The organism is Egicoccus halophilus, from assembly GCF_004300825.1.
Classification (GTDB): Bacteria; Actinomycetota; Nitriliruptoria; order Nitriliruptorales; family Nitriliruptoraceae; genus Egicoccus; species Egicoccus halophilus.
This window is the reverse complement of sequence record NZ_CP036250.1, coordinates 2,125,743-2,147,566: the sequence shown is the minus strand read 5'-3', so window position 1 is coordinate 2,147,566 and position 21,824 is coordinate 2,125,743. Positions and strand designations below refer to the sequence as shown.

Below are 21,824 nucleotides of genomic sequence, written 5' to 3'. Positions count from 1 at the left end.
CTCAGGGCCACGACGGCTCGACCGACGGGGTGATGAGCAGTTCGCGGACCTCGCAGCCGGCCGGCTGACGCAGGGCGAACAGCACCGCCTCGGCGACGTGGGCCGGGTCGTTGAGCAGTTGGTCGGGAGCCGGCTTGAACTGCTCGTCCCGGTCGTCGAAGAAGTGCGTGGCCATGCCGCCGGGCACCAGCATGGTCACGCCGACCTTGCCGCCGACTTCCATCGCCAGCGCCCGGGTGAAGCCGACGACGCCGTGCTTGGAGGCGGCGTAGGCGGTCGCGGCCGGCAGCGCCCGCAACCCCAGGGTGGAGGCGACCGTGACGACGGTCCCCTGTGCCTCGCTCAGCGCCGGCAGGGCCGCACGCACCACGGCGGCCGTCCCGAACAGGTTGACGGTGACGATGCGCTCCCAGGTCTCGCGGTCGGTCTCGGCGAAGTCCGCCGGGGTGTCCATGGCGGCGGCCGTGACGACCGCGTCGAGACCACCGGCACGCTCGACGATCTTGCGGACCGACTCCTCGGCGGCGCGGGTGTCGGCGAGGTCGACCGTCTCCTGCTCGAAGCCGTCCTCGCCCGGGTTGACGTCGAGGATCCACGGCGTACCACCGCCGTCGGCGACCTTGCGAGCCACGGCACGACCGAGGCCGGATGCCCCGCCGGTGACGATCACGTTGCCGAGGGTGCGCGGGGTGCCGGGGGTGGGGTTGTCAGCTGTCACGTCGGGTGACCTCCTGCAGGATGCGGGTGGTGGAACGGCCTTCGAGATAGGGCAGGGTCACGACCTGCCCACCCCACTGGGCGAGCACGTCGGCCTCGGGGATGCGGGAACCGCCGTAGTCGCCGCCCTTGGCGAACACGTCGGGTCGGAGCCGCCGCAGCGCCTCCACGGGGGTGTCCTCGTCGAACACCACCACCTCGTCCACGCAACCGAGCGCACGCAGCAGCTCGGCGCGGTCGTCCTGCGGCACGATGGGGCGGTTGGGCCCCTTGAGCCGCCGGACCGAGTCGTCGGAGTTGAGGCAGACCACCAGGCAGTCGCCCAGGGCGCGGGCCGCCTCGAGGACCTGCACGTGACCGACGTGGACGAGGTCGAAGCAGCCACCGGTGGCGACCACGGTGCCGCCGACGGCACGGACCTGCTCGACCAGTGCGCGTGCGTCCCCGTGCGGTTCGTCCGTCGGCGTGGGCGGCTCGCCGATGCGCACCGCGCCGGCGCCACCGGCGGCGACGAACCGGGAGGCGGCCGCGACGGCGGCGGCGACGGCATGGGGCGCCAGCTGACCTGCGGCCAGCTCCCCCGCCAGGCGGGACGCGAACCGGTCCCCCGCGCCGCACGGATCACCGGTGCCCACGGTGGGAGCCGGTACGACGAGCGGCATCCCGGCACCGCGCGTGAACAACGCCCCGTCGGCGCCACGGGTGACCGCCAGTCCGCCGATGCCCCAGGCGGCCAGGAGCCCCTCGGCGCGGGCGGTGACGGCGTCGAGCCGGTCCCCGGCCGGCTCGGGGACGAGCGCGCGCACCTCGGCGTCGTTGGGCGTGGCCACGGTCGTGTTCGAGGTCGGGGCGGCGCCGCGGGGATGGGGGTCCCACACCACCGGGGCGCGGACCGCCGTCAACGCCGCACGTACGCCGGGCGAGGCGCTCACCCCGCGGCCGTAGCAGGCCATCAGGACGCCGTCCGCCGTGTCGAGCGCCGCGGTCGCGGCCGACGTCCAGGCACCGACGTCGGCGGCGTCCGTGCGCCGACCCCGGTCCCAGCGGGCCAGCGAGGTACCGCCGGCGCGCAGACGGATCTTCTCGCTGGTCGGCCCGGCGAGCCCGAGGTCGACGACCTGGACGCCGGCACGCTCCAGCAGCTCGCGCAGCTCCGCCCCACCGGCGTCGTCGGCGAGCGCCGTGACGAGGGTGACCTCGTGGCCGTCGGCGGCCGCCAGCACGGCCGCCAACCCGGCGCCGCCCGGACGGGCGTGGACCTCGCGCTCGTCGAGCACGGGGGCCGGCGCGTCGGGCGTGAACCGCGACGCCTCCCCCTCGACGTCGCGGTCGAGCAGGACGTCGCCGATCACGGTCAGACGGCTCATCGGGCACCTCCCCGCGCCGTCCGCACCTTGTCACGCACGTCGATCACCACGGCGCCGTTCCCGGGCGGGTCCTCCGTCGCCGCGAGCAGGTCGGTCGGGTTGCCCTCGACGTCGTCAAGGCCGAGGACCACCCGGTCGAACGCCGCACAGACGGCGTGGACGAGCACCCCGTGCACCTCCTGGACGGTCGCGGTGGCCGGGGCATCGACGCACACCGACGCGTCGCTGCGCTCGCTCAGCGCGTTCGGTCCCGGGCCGGTCAGCGACCAGACCTCCACGCCCACCTCCCGGGCCGCCTCCGCGGCCCGCAGCACGTTCGCGCTCGTCCCCGACGTCGAGATCGCCAGCAGGACGTCGCCCGGGCGACCGTGGCCCCGGACCTGCCGCGCGAACACCTCGTCGTAGCCGTAGTCGTTGCCGATCGCGGTCAGGCTCGAGGTCTCGGAGGACAGGCAGATCGCGCTGAAGGGGGCCCGGTCGTCGCGGTAGCGGCCGACGAGCTCGGCGGTGAAGTGCTGGGCGTCGGCGGCGCTGCCACCGTTGCCGCAGGCCAGCACCCGACCACCGTCGCCGAGGACCCGGGCGAGGTGGCGCCCCCAGTGCTCCACGGTCGTCAGCTCGGGCTCGACCGCCCGGAGGGCCTCGATCAGCCGGGCCGTGTGCTCGCGTGCCGTCGGCAGTCGCGTCGCGTCATTCATGAGTTCACCAACCGGATGCCGTTGCGACGACGACCGGCCGCGCCGGTGATCGCCTGCTGATAGGCGTCGACGACGCCGTCGGTGACCCGCGCCCAGGTGTAGCGCCGACGGACGCGCCGGGCACCAGCGGCCCCGAGCCGATCGCGCAGCCCGCCGTCGTCGAGCAGGTGCCGCAGGGCCGCCGCGACCGCGTCCGGCTCCCGGGGCGGGACGTGCAGTCCGGTCACGCCGTCCACGACGGTGTCGATCATGCCGCCGACGGCCGAGGCGACGACCGGGACCCCGCACGCCATGATCTCCAGGGGCACGATCCCGAACGGCTCGTACCAGGGCACCGTGACCGCGACATCGGCGCTGCGCAGCAGCGGCGGGACCTGGTGGCGCTCGAGGGCGCCGACGAACCGGACGCGCTCGCCGACTCCGAGCTCCTCGGCGATCTGGCGCAGGCGACCCACCTCCGGGTCGGTGTCGAGGGCGGCCACCTTCGGACCGCCCGCGACCACCAGCTCGGTGTCGGGGACCTCGGCCAGGGCGCGGACCACGTCGTCGATGCCCTTGCGCGGCACCAGCCGGCTCACGCACACGATCCGGTGCGCGAACGCCGGGTCACGTGACCGCGCCGGTCCCTCGGGGCCGAAGTTGTCGAGGTTCACCCCACAGGGGACGATCGACACGCGTGACATCTGCGCCCCGAGCTGGCGCAACTCGAACGCCTCGTCGGAGCAGGTGGCCACGATCCGGTCCGCCTCGGCGACGATGCGCTGCTCGGCGGGCTCACGATCGGGCGGGGAGGTGTCGGCGGCGCCCTGGTGACGGCGCTTGACGTTGCCCAGGGCGTGGTAGGTGTGCAGCACGGGGAGCCCGAGCGGGGCCGCCGCCTCGAGCGCCGCGATGCCCGACATCCAGAAGTGGCTGTGCACCACCTCGGGCCGGTCCTGGCGCCACGCCCGTCGGAGATCGGCGGCGAACGCGTCGATGTGCGGCCAGATGTCGTCCTTCGGGATCGGCGCGTGCGGCCCCGCATCGACGTGGTCGACGACGACGTTGTCGGCGAAGCGCACCCGTCGCGGCGTGTGCTCGTCCTGCCGCCGCGTGTGGACGACCACCCGGTGGCCACGACGTCCGAGTTCCTGGGCGAGGGCGGCGACGTAGACGTTCTGTCCGCCGGCGTCCGCACCGCCGAGCAGCGCGAGCGGGCTCGCGTGCTCGGAGACGAGGGCGATCCTCATCGAACCACCTCCTGCAGCAGTTGGTCCCAGTCCGCGAGGAACCGGGCGAGACCGAAACGCTCGAGCGCGGCGGCACGGGCGGCCTTGCCCATGGCGCGGGCATGTTCCGGGTCGTTGCGCAGCTCCCGGATGCCCGCTTCGAGGACGTCGAAGCGGTTGGACACGATGCCGGCCCCCGACGGGATCGCCTCCGAGGCCTCGGTGGTGTCGAGCGTGACGACGGGCATGCCGACGTGCATCGCCTCGAGCAACGCCAGGCCGAGCGAGGTCCACCGGTACGGGTGCAGGTACAGCCGCCGGCGGCCGATCACGTCGTGCAGCTCCTCGTGGGTGAGGTTGCCGTGTCCGCCGACCTCCTCGGTGCCCAGGCCGTAGAGGTCGACGGGGACCATGGCCTCGAAGCGGGGCAACAGGTCGGTCCCGGTCACCCGGGCACGACGGCCGGGTTCGTTGGCCATGGCCGCGGCCCGGTCGAGCTCGCCGGTGTAGCGCTCCCCCGGGTCGACGATGCCGTGCTCGACGACCGTGCTGCGGGTGCGGCCGGTGTCCCACAGCAGGGCGTTGAAGTGGGTGACGTGGGCGACCACGAGGTCGTCGCGGTCGCACGCCGGGTGGCGCAGGTCGTTGATCCGTCCCTGCGGCGCGTTGTGCTCGACGTAGACGGCCGGCAGGTCACGCCCCGGGACGCGCCCACCCAGCCAGGTCTCGGCCAGGCCGGTCAGCTCCTCCGGCCGCTGCAGGACCACGAGGTCGACGTCGGCCTCGGCCGCCTCGGCCGGGCTCACCTCGACCGCGTTCGCCGGCCAGTCCCACGTCTGGGCCCGGCCGCGTCCGTAGGGCCCGCGGTCGGGCAGCACGGGGAGCAGGTACGTGTGCTCGCCCGAGACGAAGGACGTGGTCCACGAACCGTGCACGTGCCAGAGCAGGATCCTCATGCGGGTACCTCCGCGGGCGCGACCGGGTCCGCGACACCGCCGGTGAGTCGGGTGACGGCCGCCAGCACGTCGTCCGGGACGACGCGACCGATGCAGGGGTGGCCGGCGACCGGACAGACCTGCGCCCGGCAGCCGGCGCAGCCGATGTCCTGCTGGCCGAGCAGTTCGTGCGGGACCTGCCACGGCCGCCAGCGCACGGCCGGAACGGTGGGGGCGTAGAGCGAGACCACCGGCGTCCCCACCGCGGCCGCGAGATGGGCCGGACCGGTGTTGCCGACGACCACGGCGGCCGCGTCACGCAGGACGACCGTGAGTTCCTCCCAGTCGCAGCGACCGCCGAGGTCGAGCGTGGTCCGAGCTCCCGCGGCGACCGTCCGCGTCAGGTCGGTCTCGTCGGGCGCACCGGTGACCACCACGCGCCACCCGGCGGCCTCGAGGGCGCCGACCGCGGCGCGGTTGCGCTCCGGCGACCAGGCCCGGGCCGGGACCGAGGCGCCGGGGTGCACGACCACGTACGGCGCTCCCGCCGGGACCGGGTTCGGCCGCGTGGTCGGGCGCACCCGCAGGCGCCCGTCGTCCCCGTCGGGCAGTCGGTGGCCGGCGGCGGCCACGAGATCCAGCGATCGCTCGACCTCGTGCACGTCGTCGTCGATGCGGTGACGCAGGTCGAGCAGGGACCCCGGGTAGTACTCGCTGGTGGCCCCGATCCACGGCACGCCAGCCGCACGCAGGCACAGCGCGGTCGGCAGCGGCGACTGGTGGAAGGAACTGAGCACGAACGCCCGGTCGGCCCGCAGCCCGGACGCGAACGCCACCGTCTCCTCGAGCCAGTCCCCGTCGACGGCCGCCGGCGCCGGGTCGATCCACGGCAGGGTGCGCACGACGACCTCGTCGACCCCGGGCAGCGACGAGGCACCCAGCCGGCCCCGCGGCCCGACCCACAGGGTGACGTGCTCGGCGTCCGCGGCCAGCGCCCGCAGCGCCGGACCGGCGAGCAGGACGTCACCGTTGTTGTCGGGACGGACCACCAGGACCCGCGTCATGCCGCGTCCTCACCGGACGAGGACGTGGAGGAGCCCTGCAACGCCGCGTCGACGGCTGCGGCCAGGTCCGGCGCCACCTCCGCGGCCGCGGCGACCTCCTCGGCGCGGGTGATCGGGGTCGGCACGAGGATGCCGCGCGCACCGGCGGCGGCTGCGGCCTGCATGTCGGCACCGATGTCGCCGATCACGACGCAGTCCCGAGGGTCGACACCCAGTGCGGCGGCGGCCTGTTCGACGAGCCCCGGCGCCGGCTTGCGGCAGTGGCAGCCGTCGTCGGGTCCGTGCTCGCAGACCAACCAGGGCCCCAGCGGGCCCAGCAGTTCGTCGATCCGGCGGTTGACCGCGTCGACCTGCGCACGGGTGATCCGTCCCCGCGCCACGCCGGACTGGTTGCTCACCACCGCCGTCGGCACGCCCGCGGCGCGCAGCCGCTCGAGCGCCCGGCGGGCACCGTCGACGGGACGAACGGCCGCCGGGTCACCGTTGTAGGGCACGTCGTGCACCAGGGTGCCGTCGCGGTCGAACAGCACGGCGGCCGGCCGGCCGGTGCCGTCCGCCGACGACGCCGACGCCGACGCCGACGCCGACGCCGACGGTCGGGCCACCGGACCCGGGACCGGCGCGGGACGGCGCCGTCGAACGGGCAGGCCCGCCAGGCCGCGCAACCAGTACCAGGTGGCCACCGGCGGGATCGCGACACTGGTCGCAGCCATCGTGGTCACCTCCCGGGCCGAGCGCGGGCCGGGAGCGATCCGTCGCCACGCGAAGTCGGTCGTCAGCCCGATCCAGGCGACCCCCGCCCACCGCGCGAGCGGCCGGTTGCCGGCGGCCGCCGCACCCACGGCCGCGAGCAACACCCCGGTGGTCGCCAGGTGCCACGGTCGGCGGCCGGCGGGGACACCGGCCCGCTCCCGCCAGTCCGGCCCGTGCAGGGCGCGCAGGAACGGGTCCTCGGCGTTGCCGCGCTGCAGACGGACGCTCACGAACGGATCGGCCGGCCGGACCGGGTGGACCATGACGCGCGTGCCCGACACGATGCGCCACCCTGCCCCGGTCACCCGCAGCCCGAGGTCGGCGTCCTCCCGGTAGGCCCGGAGGAAGCGCTCGTCGAAGCCGCCGACGGCCGCCAGGGACACCCGGCGGTAGGCGAGGTCGGCCGTGGCCCACTGCGCCGTCTCGAGCCCGGCGACGTTGCGCTCCCAGTCGGTCGGACGGCGCTGGTCGGGCAGGGGCACCCGCAGGCGTCCCTGCGACCCGCCGACCTCGGCTGGCAGATCGACCAGGTCGGCGTGCAGGGCCGCGCGCCAGCCGACCGGTGGCAGCACGTCGTCGTCGAGGAACGCCACCCACGGCGCCGTACCCGCGCGCCAACCGACGTTGCGGGCGGCTGCCGGTCCGCGTCCCCCGGCGGTCAGCACCCGCACCCGGTCGGCGAGCGCCTCCGGCACGGCGGACGCCAGCAGGGGCGTCCTCGGCGCGCTGCGGTCGTCGACGACCAGCACCTGCTCGGGCAACGGGCCCGGGCCGGCGGCCAGCGCGTCGAGCAACGCGGCCAGCGAGGGGCGTCCGACGGTCGGGACGACCACGTCGTAGGCGAGGGGGCGACGACTCACGCGACGACCACGTCGGGGCGACGCACGACGAACGGGCCGATGGCCAGCAGGTCGATCGGCGCCGACCCGAAGCACTCGAGCACGTCCTGCGGACTGTCGACGATCGGCCGCCCGGCGGTGTTCAGGCTGGTGTTGATCACGACCGGGACGCCGGTCCGTGCCTCGAAGGCCGCCAGCATCCGCGCCACGAGCGGCTCGGTGACCGGGTCGACCGTCTGCGCGCGGGCGCTCTTGTCGACGTGGACGGCCGCCGGGATGCGCTCGGCCCAGCCGTTGTGGACCGTGTGGGTGAACAGCATGTAGGGGCTCGGCAGCGGACCGTCGGTGAAGACCTCGGCGGCGCGGTCGAGGTGGACCATCGGCGCGACCGGGCGGAACTGCTCGCGGCCCTTGACCACGTTGAGCCGCTCGGTGTTCTCCGGGTCGATCGGGCTGCACAGCAGCGAGCGGTGGCCCAGCGCACGCGGTCCGAACTCCGCGGCGCCCTGGAACCACGCCACGATGCCGTTGGCGGCCAGCGTCTCGGCGACCACCTCGGCGAGGTCGTCGGGCCGCTCGTAGGCCACGCGTGCGTGGCGCAGGGCGGCTTCGATGCTCGCGTCGTCGAAGTCGCTGCCGAGCGCGGCCGTCGTCATCGGCTGCACCCGGTCCCCGAGCTGGTGGGCGAGGTGGAGCGCGCCGCCGAGCGCCGTACCGGCGTCGCCGGCGGCGGGCTGTACCCAGATCTCCTCGAACGGGCCCTCCCGCCACAGACGCGAGTTGGCGACGCAGTTGAGGGCGATGCCGCCGGCCATCACGAGGCGCCGGTCGCCGGTGCGCTCGTGCAGCCGGTTCGCGAGGTCGAGCAGCACCTCCTCGAGGCGGGTCTGCACGGTCGCGGCGAGATCGGCGTGGGGGCGGCTGATCTCGTCACCGGGCGTCCAGCGGGGCACGAACCGGGAGAAGTCGTAGTCCTCGGGCGCCGTGAAACCGCCGTCGTCGGTGACGCGCACGTCCTCGCGCAGCTGCTCGATCCAGCGCGGCTCGCCGTACGAGGCCATCGCCATGACCTTGTACTCGTCGCTCGAGCGGAGGAAGCCGAGGTGCTCGGTGAGCGCCTCGTACAGCAGCCCGAGCGAGTGGGGCAGTTCCTGGCTCGCGAGCACCTCGAGGTCGCCGTCGCGGACCCGTCCGGCGAGGAAGGTCTGCCGTTCACCCCGCCCGTCGAGCGTCATCACGCTGCAGGTGCCGTCGTAGGGGGCGGCGAGATACGCCGAGGCGGCGTGGGCGACGTGGTGGGGGACGTGCCGCACGACGTCCGCCGACAGGCCCGGCAGGGCGGTGGTCAGGAAGCGGTCGGCGCGCTCGGCGTAGAGCGTGCGCAGCCCTTCCCAGGCGTCCCCGGTGAGGTCCCCCGTCGACGGTGGCGCGAGGGCGGGGTCGTAGGAGTAGGCGACCGCGTCGAGGTCCTCGGGACGCAACCCGGCACGCTCGAGGCAGAACCGGATCGCCCGCTCGGGCAGCTCCCACGTCGAGAAGGGCACCGCCTGCTTGCCGTGCTTGCGGCGCGAGAACCGCTCCTCCTCCGCCGCCGCGACGATGCGGCCGTCCACGACGATCGCGGCCGCCGGATCGTGGAAGACGGCGTTGATCCCCAGCACGTTCGCCAACACGGCGCCTTTCGCTTCCCGCGGGTCGGTTCGACCCGACGGGTCGATGTGCCGCACCGCACCATGCGGGGCGCACCCCGCCCGCTCGTCGCGGGTGGCCGGACGGTCACCGCTGCCGCAGTGGACTGGATCAGGACGGGGGACGGTGGACGGGGCCACTTCTCCCCCGGAGAAGCGCTCGAATCCTCAGAGTCCGACCCCCCTCCCGGAGACGTTCGCGTGCCCGACCCGGCCGACCGGCGCATCGCCGTCGTGATGACGACCTTCGACCGCTGCGCCGGGGTGCTCGCCACCCTGCCCCGCCTGCTCGCCCTGCCGGAGCGGCCCGAGGTCGTGGTGGTCGACGACGCCTCCCCCGACGCGACCGCCCAACAGGTCGCGCGCCACTTCCCGCAGGTCCGCCTCGTACGCGCTCCCCGCAACCTCGGCAGTGCCGCCCGCAACCTCGGGGTCGCGGCCGTCGACGCGCCCTACGTCGCCTTCGCGGACGACGACTCGTGGTGGGAGCCGGGTGCCCTGCGCCGGGCCGCCGACGTCCTGGACGCCCATCCGAACGTCGGTCTGCTCGCCGCCGCGATCGACGTCGGGGTCGACGGCGGACGCGAGGACCCGACCAACGCGCTGCTGGCGGCGAGCCCGCTCGTCCGCACGGACCTGCCCGGACCCGAGGTCCTCGGCTTCGTCGCCTGCGGCGCGGTCGTGCGGCGCGAGGCGTTCCTCGCCGTCGGCGGGTTCGCCGAACGGATGCACATCGGTGGCGAGGAGGAGCTGCTGGCCCTCGACCTGCGCAGCGCCGGCTGGCGAAGTGTCCACGTCGCCGGCGTACGTGCCCGCCACGCGCCCGACGCCACCGGCGAGCGGCCGGGCCGCCGCCGACGCACGACCCGCAACCGGTTGTGGACCGCCTGGCTGCGCCGTCCGGCGGGATCGGCCCTGCGTGTCACCGGCGAGACCCTGGTGCACGCGGCGCGTGACCCCGCCGCCCGCGCCGGCGTGGTGGAGGCCGTCCGGGACCTGCCACGGGTCCTGGGCGAGCGCAGCCCCGTCCTCCCGGACGTGGAAGCCGACCTCCGACGCGTGGCGCGGGCGGAACGATCCTCCTCGACGCCCTGAGGAGGCCGAGCGATGAGCGAGAGCACGACCACCACCGACCACGACGAGATCCGCTCCTGGGCCGAGGCCCGCGACGCGGTCCCGGCGACCCCGCGGGGCACCGAGGAGGCCGACGGCGGCCCGGGCGTGCTCACGCTCGACGTGCAGGGACACGGCGCCGACGAATCGGAACTCGAGCACGTCGACTGGGACGTGTGGTTCGACAAGTTCGAGGCCGAGAAGCTGGCCTTCCTCTACCAGGAGCAGAAGGCCGACGGCGAGACGAGCACGTTCTTCAAGCTGGTCTCCCGCGACTGACATCGGATCACCCGACGGACGCCGGTCGCACCCGCGGCCGGCGTCGAACTTCGAGGAGCACGCATGCCACCGCTGGCCGTCCACGCCCGCTTCACCGCCCACCCCGGGTCCGGCGACGAACTCGCGGCCGCCGTCGACGAGATGTCGGACGCGGCCGAGCAGGAGGCCGGCACGCTGGTCTACGCCGCCCACCGGGACCGCGACGAACCCGACGCGGTGGTGATGTACGAGCTGTACGCCGACGACGACGCCCTCGACGTCCACGGCGCGACCGAGGCCGCCGCCCGCTTCGGGTCCCGGCTCGACGGCCTGCTCGCCAGGGAACCCGAGGTGTGGTTCTCCCGGCCGACCCGGACCAAGGGGCTACCGGCTGCCGGGCACGACGGGCACGACGAGCTCGGCTGAGTGCACCGGCAACGGCCGCGCCCGGACCCGCGTCGGGTCCGGGCGCGGCCGCGTCGGCGCGGCGCTCAGTCCTCGTCCGACTCCGTCGCCAGGTCCAACGACCGCAGCAGCAGCGCGGCCATCTGGTCCCGGCGCAGGGAGCGACCGGGCCCGTACGAGCCGTCGCGGAAGCCCTGCACCACGCCGTGCCAGGCGAGCACCTCGATCGCGGCGCGGTGGTGGGTGGCCTCGGTCACGTCCGCGAAGGCGTGCAGGTCCTCCCCCAGCGCCAGCGAACGGTTGTGCTCGCCGTCGTCGAGCAGGTCGAGCGTGTTGACCACCATCGTGGCCGCCTGGGCGCGGGTGACCGCCGCCCGCGGCGCGTAGGTGCCGCCACGGATGCCCTGCACGATGCCCGCGGCCGCGAGCCGGTCGATCGCCCCGGCGTGCACGTTGCCGGCCGTGTCGGGGAACGCCCGCGGCGCGTCGGGCAGCGGCGCCCCGGCGTGTCGCAGCATCCGGTCGAGGAAGGTCGCCAGCTGGCCGCGCGACACCATGCCGGCCGGGCCGTACCGGCCGTCACCGACGCCCTCGGTGAGCCCGAGGTCGGCCAGGCAGGCGATCAGCTCGGCGTGGACGGACGCGCCGACGTCGGTGAACGGCAGGGTCGCCGTGCCGTCGCAGACCCGTTCGACCCCGCGTGACCACGGCTCGTACTGCTCGGCCAGCGGCGGCTCGACACCCGGCGGCAGACCCGGGTGGTCGGGACGACCGTCACCCATGTCGTCGAGCCAGGACGCGAACCACGACAGGGCGGCGTTCCAGTTGATCGTGGTCTCGTTGGTCGACCACGAGTCGACGTGATCGATGTAGCAGGCCTGCGGGGCACAACCCTGCAGGTTGGCCTGCGCCACCGGGTCCTGGATGCCACTGTTGGGACCGCCGGCGAGCTTGCCGTCGGGGAACGGCGGCAACCGGTCGGCGGACGCGTACCAGCGGCTGTGCATCCGCTGCGAGTAGTGCGAGCCGTACCCCTTGACGTAGGAGTTGTTCAGGGCGTTGCGGCCGAGCACGTAGTCCGCGGCCTCGACCGCGCCCTCGAGGTAGCGCCGCTCACCGGTGAGGTCGTAGGCGGTGGCGATGACCACCGCGTTGTTGACCACTTGGTGCGTCGAGCCCCAGTCGTAGCGCTGCGGCCCGTAGGGGTGCCCGAACGGCTCGGCACGCTGGGTGGCGAGGTAGCGGTCCGCCCCCTCGCGCACCGACGCGATCACGGCCGCCCGGTCCTCCAGGCCGTTCGGCACCGTCGCCAGGTCCAGCCGGCCGGCGGCCGCGGTCGCGCCCCAGTCGAAGCCGGTGGGCGACCACAGGTCTCCCCGCTCCCCGCCGACGTGGTAGGGCGAGCTGGTCACGGCCTGGGCGAATCCGGCCTCACCGGTCGTGAGGTACAGCTGGGCGGCCGCCCAGTAGAACTCGTCACCGAGCTCGTCGTCGTCGTACGGCCCGCCGCCCGGCGCCGGGTCGAGGTCGTTGGTGTTGGGCGCCAGGATGTCGGGATGGGCGTTGGCCGCGGCCCATGCCCGGCGGGCCGCGGCGAGCAGCTCGTCGGCGTAGGCCGGGTCGACGTCCGCCCAGACACGGGCACCGTGCGCCGCCGCGGCGGCGAGGTTGAGCGTCGCCGCCGTCGAGGGCCGGTGCACGAAGCGGGGCATCGGGTCCTCGTGCGGCAGGGTGTTCAGTCCCGTCCAGGCGATGTCGTGCAGCTTGTGGTGCACGAGGCCGCCCGCGTCGAACTCCTCGCCCTCGATCGCCATCGACGTGCCGGCCGGGACCTGCATGCGCAGCATCCAGTCGAGGTTCCAACGCACCTCGTCGAGCACGTCGGGCACCCCGTTGCCGCGCTCGGGGATGACCAGCGTCGCGTCGCCGAGTGCCCCGCGGTCGGCGACCCGCGCCAACTGGTTGCGCTCGTAGGTGGACAGCAGCTGGTAGACGGTCATGCCGGAGTTGACCACGTACTTGCCGTGGTCACCGGCGTCGTACCAGCCGCCGTGCGCGTCGACGGTGTAGCCCTGCGGGCAGTGCCAGCCCTCGCGGCCGTAGTGGTCGAAGCCGCCGTACTGGGTCCCACCCGCGGCCTGGAACCGTTCGTTGGGCAGGCACGGCAGACCGAAGTCACCCTGGTTGACGTCGTCGCCGCCGAACTCGCTCACGTGCCCGGCCGGGCGGACGTACTCGGTCTTGCGCAGCTCCCCGTCGACCTCGACGGGGACGATCTCGAAGCCGGACCGCTGGGTGTAGTAGATGCCCAGCGCGTCGCGACGCAGGTCGGCGTAGAGCTCGGCCGAGATGTCGAACGGGTAGCTCGTGTCGTCGTCGGCGACCAGGGTGAAGTCCCGGCCACTGCCGGTGAAGGCGGAGAAGTCGAGGTGGTGCACGCTCAGCCCGGCCGAGGGGTCGAACCCGCGCGGCTCGGAGCGACCGGTCGCCACCATGGTCCCGTCGGCGTCCTGCAGCTGCCAGGCCAACGGGCTGTCGGCGTCGGTCACCAGCGTGGCGCGCTTGGGCCCGTGCGGGAGGTAGCCGACCTGGTTGACCCGCACGCGCGGGCCGGTGTCCGGCTCGTACCCGGCCACGTCGCCTCCGGTCGTCAGCGAGGCCAGCGTCAGGCAGAGCTCGAACGGCTCCGGGTTGCCCCCGAGCTCGAACTGGAACTGGGTCGACGCGTCGGCCTCCGCCTCGAACGAGGCGGTGAAGGCCTGCCCGTCAGGACGCAGGGTCAGATCGGCGACGTACAACGGCGGCCAGTCCCGTCCCGGCATCGGGATCACGACCCGTGCCGTGGACTGCGGCGAGGCCGAGGCCGCGACCGAGACCGTGTAGGTGCGGCCCTCCTCGAGTTCCACCCCACCCTGACCGAGCAGCACGTCCCAGGCCTCGCCGCCGGCCGGGACGGTGCGGCACAACCGTCCGGTGCCGTCGTCGGCGAGCGCGACCCCGTCGCTGGTCCACCACGGGTCCTGCCCGTCGAAGGTGGGGTTGCTCAGCAGCTCGCTGATCGGCCGCAGTTCGACCTGAGAGAGGCACACCGTGCCCGCCGGGCCCGAGGTGTCGAAGATGACGCGGTTGCTGGCCGTACCGACGTCGCCGCTGTAGGGACCGGCCGTGAAGCGCCAGGAGAAGCGGTTCGCCTCGTCGGTCAGGGTCACGGTCTCGGAGACGTCGTGGTCCGGTGCCTGCGCCCCGTCGGGCTGCACCCGTGCGGCGAGCTCGCGGGTCTCCTCGGTCACGCGCGCCGTGAAGGCGAACTCGTAGCTCTGTCCCGGGGTGAGCTCGTTGGTCGCCCAGTTGCCGATGTCCCCGCGCGGCGCGGTGAAGCACGCCTCGCCGTCGGCGAAGGCGGCGTCGTCGAGTCCCCACCAGTTCGCCGTGCCCTCGGCGAAGTCGCCGTTGGGCACCAGGTTGGTCGGTGTCTCCTGGGCCGCGGCGTCGGGCACCGCCACCAGTGTCGTCGCCAGCAGCCCGAGCAGTGCCACCAGTGCCGCGATCGGCCCCGATCGCGTCCGTGTCCACGCCATGTGCGTCGCCCTCCCTGCCGGCCGGATCCCCGGCCGTCTCGTCCGCCTCGGCTCCCGGCCTTCGATGCGGTCGAGCACGATGCGTGGCGCATCGCGGCAAGCGACCAGATCGACCGGCGTGGGAGCGCTCCCACGCCGGAGCCTACTGAACCGATGCAGCGCCGGGCCTCGGCGTGCGCTGTCCGACCCGTCGGGCGCGCCGGTCCCCGAGAGCGCGCCACGGGCGGGGTCCGTCCCCTCGCTCGACGGGTCGCCGACTCAGGCGGAGGCGTCGGCGCAGCGGCGGATGAGTGGCTCGAGCCGGTCGGTGATGTGCCGCTTCTCGACGAAGCCGGTGGCGCCGAGCAGCATGCCCTCCGCCGCCTCCTCGGCGTCCAGCGCCGTCAGCACGATGACGGCGGTCCGCGGTTGCGCGGCCCGGATCAGCGGCAGGGCCTGGAAACCGTCCATCTCGGGCATCATCAGGTCGAGCAACACCACGTCGGGCGCGAGCGACTCGGCCTGCGCCACCCCGTCCTGTCCGTCGGAGGCCTCGCCGACGAACTCGAAGTCGTCGGCGCTGCGGAGCACCAGGCGCACCAGGTGGCGGAACTGGGGATCGTCGTCCACGATCAGGATGCGGATCTTGTCACTCACGCGGACGCTCCTGCCCGGTCGACGGCCCGGGCGATCACCGCCGGCAGGTCGCGCAGGGGCGCGACCACGTCGGCCAACCCCGCCGTGACGACCGACTGGGGCATGACCGGCTGCTCTGCCGTTCTGGGGTCCTGCACGATCACCGTCCCTCCGCGACGACGCACCGCCCTGGCACCGTCCGTCCCGTCCGTACTCGCGCCGGTGAGGATCACCGCGACGAGCCGGGGTCCGAACGCATCGGCCGCGGACTCCAGCAGCACGTCGATCGCCGGCCGGCTGTACTTCACCGGTTCCTCGGTGGACAGCGACAGCCAACCGGACTCGACGAGCAGGTGGTAGTCGGGCGGCGCGACGTAGACCCTACCCGGCGCCAGCGGCATCTTGTCCTCGGCCTCCTCGACCGGACAGCCGATCCCCCGGCCGAGGACCTCGGCCAGGGCACTGCGGATCGGCTGCCGGTGCAACACGAGTGCCGTGGCCGCGTCGGCGGGCAGCTCGAGCGCGCGCAGCACGCTCTGGCTCGCGGTGATCCCGCCCCACGAGCCGCCGACCACCAGCAGCCGCCGGACCGCGCTCACGTTCCGGACCGCCGGTAGATACGGACCTCGGCATCGACGGTCTCGTAGGTGGCCTGCAGGTGTGAGCCCACGAGGGACTCGCGCGCCCCCAGGGCGAGCAACCCCAGCGGCACCAGGCTGTCGTCGAACAGCTGGTGGACCCGCTGCTGGAGGATCCGGTCGAAGTAGATCAGCACGTTGCGACACAGGATCAGGTGGAACTCGTTGAACGTCCCGTCGGTGGCGAGGTTGTGGCGGGCGAACACCACACCGTCGCGCAGGGACGGGTCCATTCGCGCCCAGCGTCCCTCGACCTCGTAGTACCGAGACAGGCCGTCGCGTCCGCCGCCGGCGAGATAGTTGGACGAATAGGTCCGCATCTTGTCGAGCGGTACCCGGCCCGCACGGGCCCGCTCGAGGATCTCGTCGCTGACGTCGGTGGCGTAGATGCGCACCCGGTCGCCGAGGCCCTCCTCGCGCAGCAGGATCGCCAGGGAGTAGACCTCCTCCCCCGAGGCGCATCCCGCCACCCAGATGCGCACGAACGGGTAGGTCGCCAGGAGCGGCACCACCTGCTCACGCAGGGCGAGGAAGAACGGCGGGTCACGGAACATGCTGGTCACGGTCACCGAGAGGTCGACGCGCAGTCGTTCCATCGCGCCCGGGTCGTGGAGCACTTCCTCGAGCAGGCCCGACAGGCTCGAGCGGCCCTCGGCCGTCACCCGCCGCCACAACCGCCGACGCAACGAGGCGCGGGCGTAGTTGCGGAAGTCGTAGCCGTACACGCGCTGGATGGCCTCGAGCAGCACGTCGAGCTCGACGTCCTCGACGTCGGCCGTCGCCACCGGCGGCGGACCGGCGCCGTCGGCGGGATCGACGGGACCGGCGGGTCCGCTCATCGGCCATGACCGCTCATCGGTACAGCCACACGCGTAGCAGGGACAGCAGCTGGTCCATGTCCACCGGCTTGGTGATGAAGTCGGACGCGCCGGCGGCCAGGCTCTCGGCCCGGTCCTCGCGCATCGCCTTCGCCGTCAGGGTGATGATGGGAACCTCGGCATAGCGTTCGTCGGTGCGCAGTCGGCGGGTGGCCTCGTGGCCGTCCATCTCCGGCATCATGATGTCCATCAGCACCAGGTCGTAGGGGCGGGCTGCCCCGGCCGCACGTTCGAGGGCCTGTCGACCGTGCTCGGCGGCGTCGACCACCATGCCCTGACTCTCCAGGGCACGCCGGAGGGCGAACACGTTGCGCTCGTCGTCGTCGACGACCAGCACCCGCTTGTCGCGCAGCGCCTCGTCGGCCGCGTACAGGTCCTCGAGCTGCTGCTGCTGGTCGACGGGCAGTCCCGAGGGCGCCCGGTGCAGGTGCAGCAGCGTCTCGTCGAGCAGGCGGGCCGGAGAGCCCACCGTCTTCACCACGATCGTCTCCGCGAGCCGCCGCAGCTCCGACTCCTCGTCGCGGGTCAGCTCCTTGCCGGTGTGGATGACGACCGGGAGGCCCGCGAGCTCCTCGCTGCGCCGCAGCTCCTCGAGCAACGACAGACCGGTCCCCTCACCCAGTCCGAGGTCCAGCACCACCAGGTCGACGTCTCCCGCGTCCAGCGCGGTACGGGCCGAGTCCGCGTCCTCGGCCTCGACGACCTCGATCGCCTCGGCGCGTCGCAGCAGCTCGGCGACCGCGAGCCGGGCCGTCGGGTCGTCCTCGACGACCAGCACCCGGCGTGCGGCGTCCAACCCGAGCGACATCACCCGGGCCACGGCCAGTTCGAGCGTCGCGTCGTCGGGCTCGGCGCCGGTGGTGAACGCCGCCCCGGCGGCCAGCACCGGACGTTGCACCGAGGTGGCCCCGACCACGCACACCGGCACGTGGCGGGTCTCGCGCCGGCGCTTGAGGTAGGTCAGCGTGGCCAGCGACTCGCTGGCCGAACCACCGTCGAGCAGGATCCCGCTCGGCCGGAACCCCGTCGCCAGCGCGAAGCCGGCGGTGCGGTCGAGGGCGACGACCACCCGGTGCCCACCCCGGTGTGCCAGGCGCACCACGCGTTCGGCGTCGGCCTCGTCGTGCAGCATGGCGAGCAGGCACGGGTCACCGGGGCGCAGCTCGTCACGGTCGTCGATCACCGCTCCGCCCGTCGTCTTGCGCTCGGACACCGACGCACGCTCCGGCACCCGGGCGGCGACCCGCTCCGGCGGGGAGGAAGGGGCGGACGGCTGCGGATCGTCCACGGCGATCGGTGTGAGTCGCTGCGCGGACTCGCTCAGCTCGCTCGCGGGCGACTCGGTCCGCTGGGCCGGGGTGTAGGTGACCGGCACGTAGAGCGAGAACGTCGAGCCGACGCCCGGCGTGCTCTCGAGGGTGATCACCCCGCCCAGCAGCGACGCCAACTCGCGGCTGATCGACAACCCCAGTCCGGTGCCCCCGTGTCGACGGCTGCGCGAGCCGTCGCCCTGCTGGAAGGCCTCGAACACCACCAGCCGCTGCTCGTCGTCGATCCCGATCCCGGTGTCCGCGACCCGGAAGGCGACGAAGTCGCCGCCTCCGAGCCCCGCCGGCACGGGATCGTGGTCCAGCTCGCTGGTGACCTCGACCCGCACGCCACCCTCGTCGGTGAACTTGATCGCGTTCGACACCAGGTTCTTCAGGATCTGCTGCAGCCGTCGGACGTCGGTGTAGAGCTCGTCGGGCGCCGCACCGAGGTCGACCTCCAGCGTGAGGCCCTTGTCCGCCGCGACCTGGGCCATGCTCTGTTCGAGCGGACCGACGATGTCGGCGACCGGTACCCGTTCCGGATCGACGTCCATCCGCCCCGCCTCGATCTTGGACAGGTCGAGGATGTCGTTGATGAGCTCGAGCAGGTCGTTGCCCGAGCGGTGGATGGTCTCGGCGAACTCGCGCTGCTCGTCACCCACGCCCTCGCCGTCGTCGGCCAGCAGTCGCGAGAGGATCAGCATCGAGTTGAGCGGCGTGCGCAGCTCGTGCGACATGTTGGCCAGGAACTCGGACTTGTAGCGCGACGACAACGCCAACTGCTCGGCGCGACGTTCCACCTCGGTGCGGGCACGCTCGATCTCGGCGTTGGTCAGCTCGATGGCGCGCTTCTGGGTCTCGAGCAGCTCCGCCTTCTCCTCGAGCTCCTCGTTGGTCTGCTGCAGCTCCTCCTGTTGCGCCTGCAGCTCCTCGGACTGCGCCTGCAGTTCCTGGGTCAGACCCTGCGACTGCTCGAGCAGCTCCTCCGTGCGCATCGTCGCCTCGATGGTGTTGAGCACGATGCCCAACGTCTCGGCGAGCTGGTCGAGCAGCTGACGGGAACTGTCGGAGAACGGGCGCAGGGAGGCGAACTCGAGCACGCCGAGCAGCTCGTCCTCGAACAGGATCGGCAGCACGAGCACGTTGACCGGCAGGGCCTGCCCGAGCCCGGACTGCACCACGTAGTCGGCCGGCGCCTCGGTCACCAGGATCGGAATGCGCTCCAGCGCGGCCTGTCCCACCAACCCCTCACCGAGCCGGAACCGGTTCGAGACCTGCCGACGCTGGGTGTAGGCGTAGCTGGCGGTCAGACACAGCTCGACCTCCTCGGTGGGCAGGTCCTCGTCGCGCTGGGGGCAGAAGAACGCACCGCTGTGGGCGTCGATCAGGGGCGTGACGTGCGACATGACCTTGGTGGCCACCGTGCCGACGTCGCGCTGTCCCTGCAGCATGGTCGAGATCCGGGCGACGTTGGTCTTCAACCAGTCCTGGGCGTTGTTCTCCTCGGTGGTCTCGAACAGGTTGCCGATCATCTGGTTGATGGTGTCCTTGAGTTCGGCCACCTCACCGCGGGCCTCGACATCGATGCGCTGACTGAGGTCTCCGCGGGTCACGGCCGTGGACACGTCCGCGATGGCCCGCACCTGCGTCGTCAGGTTCGCCGCGAGCTGGTTGACGTTGTCGGTGAGATCCTTCCAGGTGCCCGACACGCCGGTCACGTTGGCCTGCCCACCGAGCTTGCCCTCGGTCCCCACCTCACGGGCCACCCGGGTCACCTCGTCACCGAACGCCGACAGCTGGTCCACCATCGTGTTCAACGTGGTCTTGAGCTCCAGGATCTCCCCCTGCGCATCCACCGTGATCCGCTGCGAGAGATCCCCGTGGGCGACCGCCGTCGCCACCGTCGCGATGTTGCGCACCTGATCGGTCAGGTTGCGCGCCATCCCGTTGACGTTGTCGGTCAGATCCTTCCACGTCCCCGACACGCCCTTCACCCGCGCCTGACCACCCAACTTGCCCTCGGTGCCCACCTCACCGGCCACCCGGGTCACCTCGTCCGCGAACGCCGACAGCTGGTCCACCATCGTGTTGACCGTGGTCTTGAGCTCCAGGATCTCCCCGCGCGCGTCCACCGTGATCTTGCGCGACAGGTCCCCCTGCGCCACCGCCGTGGTCACGCCGGCGATGTCACGGACCTGGTCGGTCAGGTTGCGCGCCATCGAGTTGACGCTGTCGGTCAGGTCCTCCCACGTTCCCGAGACCCCGACGACGCGGGCCTGCCCGCCGAGCTTGCCCTCGGTCCCGACCTCGCGGGCCACCCGGGTCACCTCGTCGGCGAACGCCGACAACTGGCCGACCATGCGGTTGATGGTGTCCTTGAGCTCGAGGATCTCGCCCCGGGCGTCGACCGTGATCCGCCGGGTGAGGTCCCCGTGGGCGACCGCGGTCGTGACGTCGGCGATGTTGCGCACCTGATCGGTGAGGTTGCGCGCCATGCCGTTGACGTGCGCGGTCAGGTCCTTCCAGGTGCCCGACACGCCGGTCACCCGCGCCTGCCCACCGAGCTTGCCCTCGGTCCCCACCTCCCGGGCCACCCGGGTCACCTCGTCACCGAACGCCGACAGCTGGTCCACCATCGTGTTCAACGTGGTCTTGAGCTCCAGGATCTCCCCCTGCGCATCCACCGTGATCCGCTGCGAGAGATCCCCGTGGGCGACCGCCGTCGCCACCGTCGCGATGTTGCGCACCTGATCGGTCAGGTTGCGCGCCATCCCGTTGACGTTGTCGGTCAGATCCTTCCACGTCCCCGACACGCCCTTCACCCGCGCCTGACCACCCAACTTGCCCTCGGTGCCCACCTCACCGGCCACCCGGGTCACCTCGTCCGCGAACGCCGACAGCTGGTCCACCATCGTGTTGACCGTGGTCTTGAGCTCCAGGATCTCCCCGCGCGCGTCCACCGTGATCTTGCGCGACAGGTCCCCCTGCGCCACCGCCGTGGTCACCTCGGCGATGTTGCGGACCTGGTCGGTCAGGTTGCGCGCCATCGAGTTGACGCTGTCGGTCAGGTCTGCCCAGGTTCCCGAGGCGCCCCGCACGCGGGCCTGCCCACCGAGCTTGCCCTCGGTCCCGACCTCGCGGGCCACCCGGGTCACCTCGTCGGCGAACGCCGAGAGTTGATCGACCATGGCGTTGACGTTGCGGCCGATCCGGAGGAACTCCCCCTTCAGTCGGTGATCGCCGTTCTCCAGCGACAGCCGCTGCGACAGGTCACCGTCGGCGACGGCCGACAGCACCCGCGACACCTCGGCCACCGGTGTCACGAGGTGGTCGACGAGATGGTTGAGCGCGTCGATCTGTTCGGCCCAGCCGCCCTGGACACGTCCGATCGACGCCCGCTCCTGCATGCGCCCGTCACGACCGACCCGTCGGCGGACGCGGTCGAGCTCGTCGGTCACCGCGACGTTGCGCCGCATCAGGTCGTTGAAGGCCTTGCCGAGGTCCCCCGCCAGGCCCGAGCGCCGGATCCGTAGCCGGGTGCGGAAGTCGCCGTCGAGCGCGGCCTCGAGCGCCGCCAGCAACTGTTCCTGCTCGGCGACCGTCAGCCCCGGGTCCGCCGACGGCGCCTGCCGCGCCGCCTCGGTTTCGGCTCGTTCCGCCACGCTTCGCTCCTCGACCGTTCGCGACCCGGATGCCGGTCGCACACGGGCCGAGACGTTAGCGGCGGCTCGTGGGTCGCCGGCACCCGGCGGGCGGCGGC

16 protein-coding genes are annotated in these 21,824 nt (G+C 73.1%); 3 read left to right on the top strand and 13 right to left on the bottom strand.

The window, feature by feature from the left end; translation table 11 throughout:
- Position 1: 1 nt before the first annotated feature.
- The 8 genes from ELR47_RS09540 to ELR47_RS09505 are packed head-to-tail and all read right to left on the bottom strand — an operon-like array spanning position 2 to position 9,242.
- Entirely contained in the window at positions 2-718 is a 717-nt protein-coding gene (locus ELR47_RS09540; protein WP_130649688.1) for an SDR family oxidoreductase, read from the bottom strand.
- A complete protein-coding gene (rfaE2, locus tag ELR47_RS09535) occupies positions 708-2,084 on the bottom strand; it encodes a D-glycero-beta-D-manno-heptose 1-phosphate adenylyltransferase (protein WP_130649687.1) in 1,377 nt (458 codons plus the stop codon). Before rfaE2 ends, ELR47_RS09540 begins: the two co-directional genes overlap by 11 nt.
- Positions 2,081-2,782 carry a D-sedoheptulose-7-phosphate isomerase gene (locus tag ELR47_RS09530; RefSeq protein ID WP_130649686.1) on the bottom strand — a complete coding sequence of 234 codons (702 nt, stop codon included), beginning with the start codon at positions 2,780-2,782 and terminating at the stop codon, positions 2,081-2,083. Before ELR47_RS09530 ends, rfaE2 begins: the two co-directional genes overlap by 4 nt.
- On the bottom strand, positions 2,779-4,011 hold the full coding sequence (locus tag ELR47_RS09525; protein WP_130649685.1) for a glycosyltransferase: 1,233 nt from the start codon (positions 4,009-4,011) through the stop codon (positions 2,779-2,781). Before ELR47_RS09525 ends, ELR47_RS09530 begins: the two co-directional genes overlap by 4 nt.
- The gene (locus ELR47_RS09520) at positions 4,008-4,946 is read right to left on the bottom strand and encodes a glycosyltransferase (protein WP_130649684.1); all 939 of its coding nucleotides are present in this window, start codon (positions 4,944-4,946) and stop codon (positions 4,008-4,010) included. Before ELR47_RS09520 ends, ELR47_RS09525 begins: the two co-directional genes overlap by 4 nt.
- The gene (locus tag ELR47_RS09515; RefSeq protein WP_130649683.1) at positions 4,943-5,989 is read right to left on the bottom strand and encodes a glycosyltransferase family 9 protein; all 1,047 of its coding nucleotides are present in this window, start codon (positions 5,987-5,989) and stop codon (positions 4,943-4,945) included. The genes ELR47_RS09520 and ELR47_RS09515 overlap by 4 nt, the downstream gene beginning before the upstream one ends.
- Complete coding sequence (locus ELR47_RS09510; RefSeq protein ID WP_130649682.1) at positions 5,986-7,602, bottom strand: HAD-IIIA family hydrolase; 1,617 nt, start codon at positions 7,600-7,602, stop codon at positions 5,986-5,988. Before ELR47_RS09510 ends, ELR47_RS09515 begins: the two co-directional genes overlap by 4 nt.
- Positions 7,599-9,242 (bottom strand): carbamoyltransferase family protein, encoded by a 1,644-nt coding sequence (locus ELR47_RS09505; RefSeq protein WP_130651306.1) that lies wholly within the window; start codon positions 9,240-9,242, stop codon positions 7,599-7,601. The genes ELR47_RS09510 and ELR47_RS09505 overlap by 4 nt, the downstream gene beginning before the upstream one ends.
- A 228-nt stretch (positions 9,243-9,470) precedes the next feature.
- On the opposite strand from ELR47_RS09505, the gene ELR47_RS19115 reads away from it, so the two are divergent.
- The 3 genes from ELR47_RS19115 to ELR47_RS09490 all read left to right on the top strand — a co-directional run bounded on the left by ELR47_RS19115 (position 9,471) and on the right by ELR47_RS09490 (position 11,066).
- On the top strand, positions 9,471-10,364 hold the full coding sequence (locus ELR47_RS19115) for a glycosyltransferase family 2 protein (protein WP_205745172.1): 894 nt from the start codon (positions 9,471-9,473) through the stop codon (positions 10,362-10,364).
- A 12-nt stretch (positions 10,365-10,376) separates the two neighbouring features.
- Positions 10,377-10,661 (top strand): hypothetical protein, encoded by a 285-nt coding sequence (locus ELR47_RS09495; protein WP_130649681.1) that lies wholly within the window; start codon positions 10,377-10,379, stop codon positions 10,659-10,661.
- Positions 10,662-10,724: 63 nt separating this feature from the next.
- Positions 10,725-11,066 carry a putative quinol monooxygenase gene (locus ELR47_RS09490; protein ID WP_130649680.1) on the top strand — a complete coding sequence of 114 codons (342 nt, stop codon included), beginning with the start codon at positions 10,725-10,727 and terminating at the stop codon, positions 11,064-11,066.
- 65 nt (positions 11,067-11,131) lie between these two features.
- Here the strand turns inward: ELR47_RS09490 and ELR47_RS09485 are convergent, their stop codons facing one another.
- The 5 genes from ELR47_RS09485 to ELR47_RS09465 form a co-directional block, all read right to left on the bottom strand.
- Complete coding sequence (locus tag ELR47_RS09485) at positions 11,132-14,623, bottom strand: glycoside hydrolase family 9 protein (protein ID WP_130649679.1); 3,492 nt, start codon at positions 14,621-14,623, stop codon at positions 11,132-11,134.
- A gap of 258 nt (positions 14,624-14,881) precedes the next feature.
- A complete protein-coding gene (locus ELR47_RS09480) occupies positions 14,882-15,259 on the bottom strand; it encodes a response regulator transcription factor (protein ID WP_130649678.1) in 378 nt (125 codons plus the stop codon).
- Complete coding sequence (locus tag ELR47_RS09475; protein ID WP_130649677.1) at positions 15,256-15,837, bottom strand: chemotaxis protein CheB; 582 nt, start codon at positions 15,835-15,837, stop codon at positions 15,256-15,258. Before ELR47_RS09475 ends, ELR47_RS09480 begins: the two co-directional genes overlap by 4 nt.
- A complete protein-coding gene (locus ELR47_RS09470) occupies positions 15,834-16,715 on the bottom strand; it encodes a CheR family methyltransferase (protein WP_130649676.1) in 882 nt (293 codons plus the stop codon). Before ELR47_RS09470 ends, ELR47_RS09475 begins: the two co-directional genes overlap by 4 nt.
- 13 nt (positions 16,716-16,728) lie before the next feature.
- Positions 16,729-21,726, bottom strand: a complete 4,998-nt coding sequence (locus tag ELR47_RS09465; protein ID WP_205745171.1) for a HAMP domain-containing protein — start codon at positions 21,724-21,726, stop codon at positions 16,729-16,731.
- Positions 21,727-21,824 lie beyond the last annotated feature (98 nt).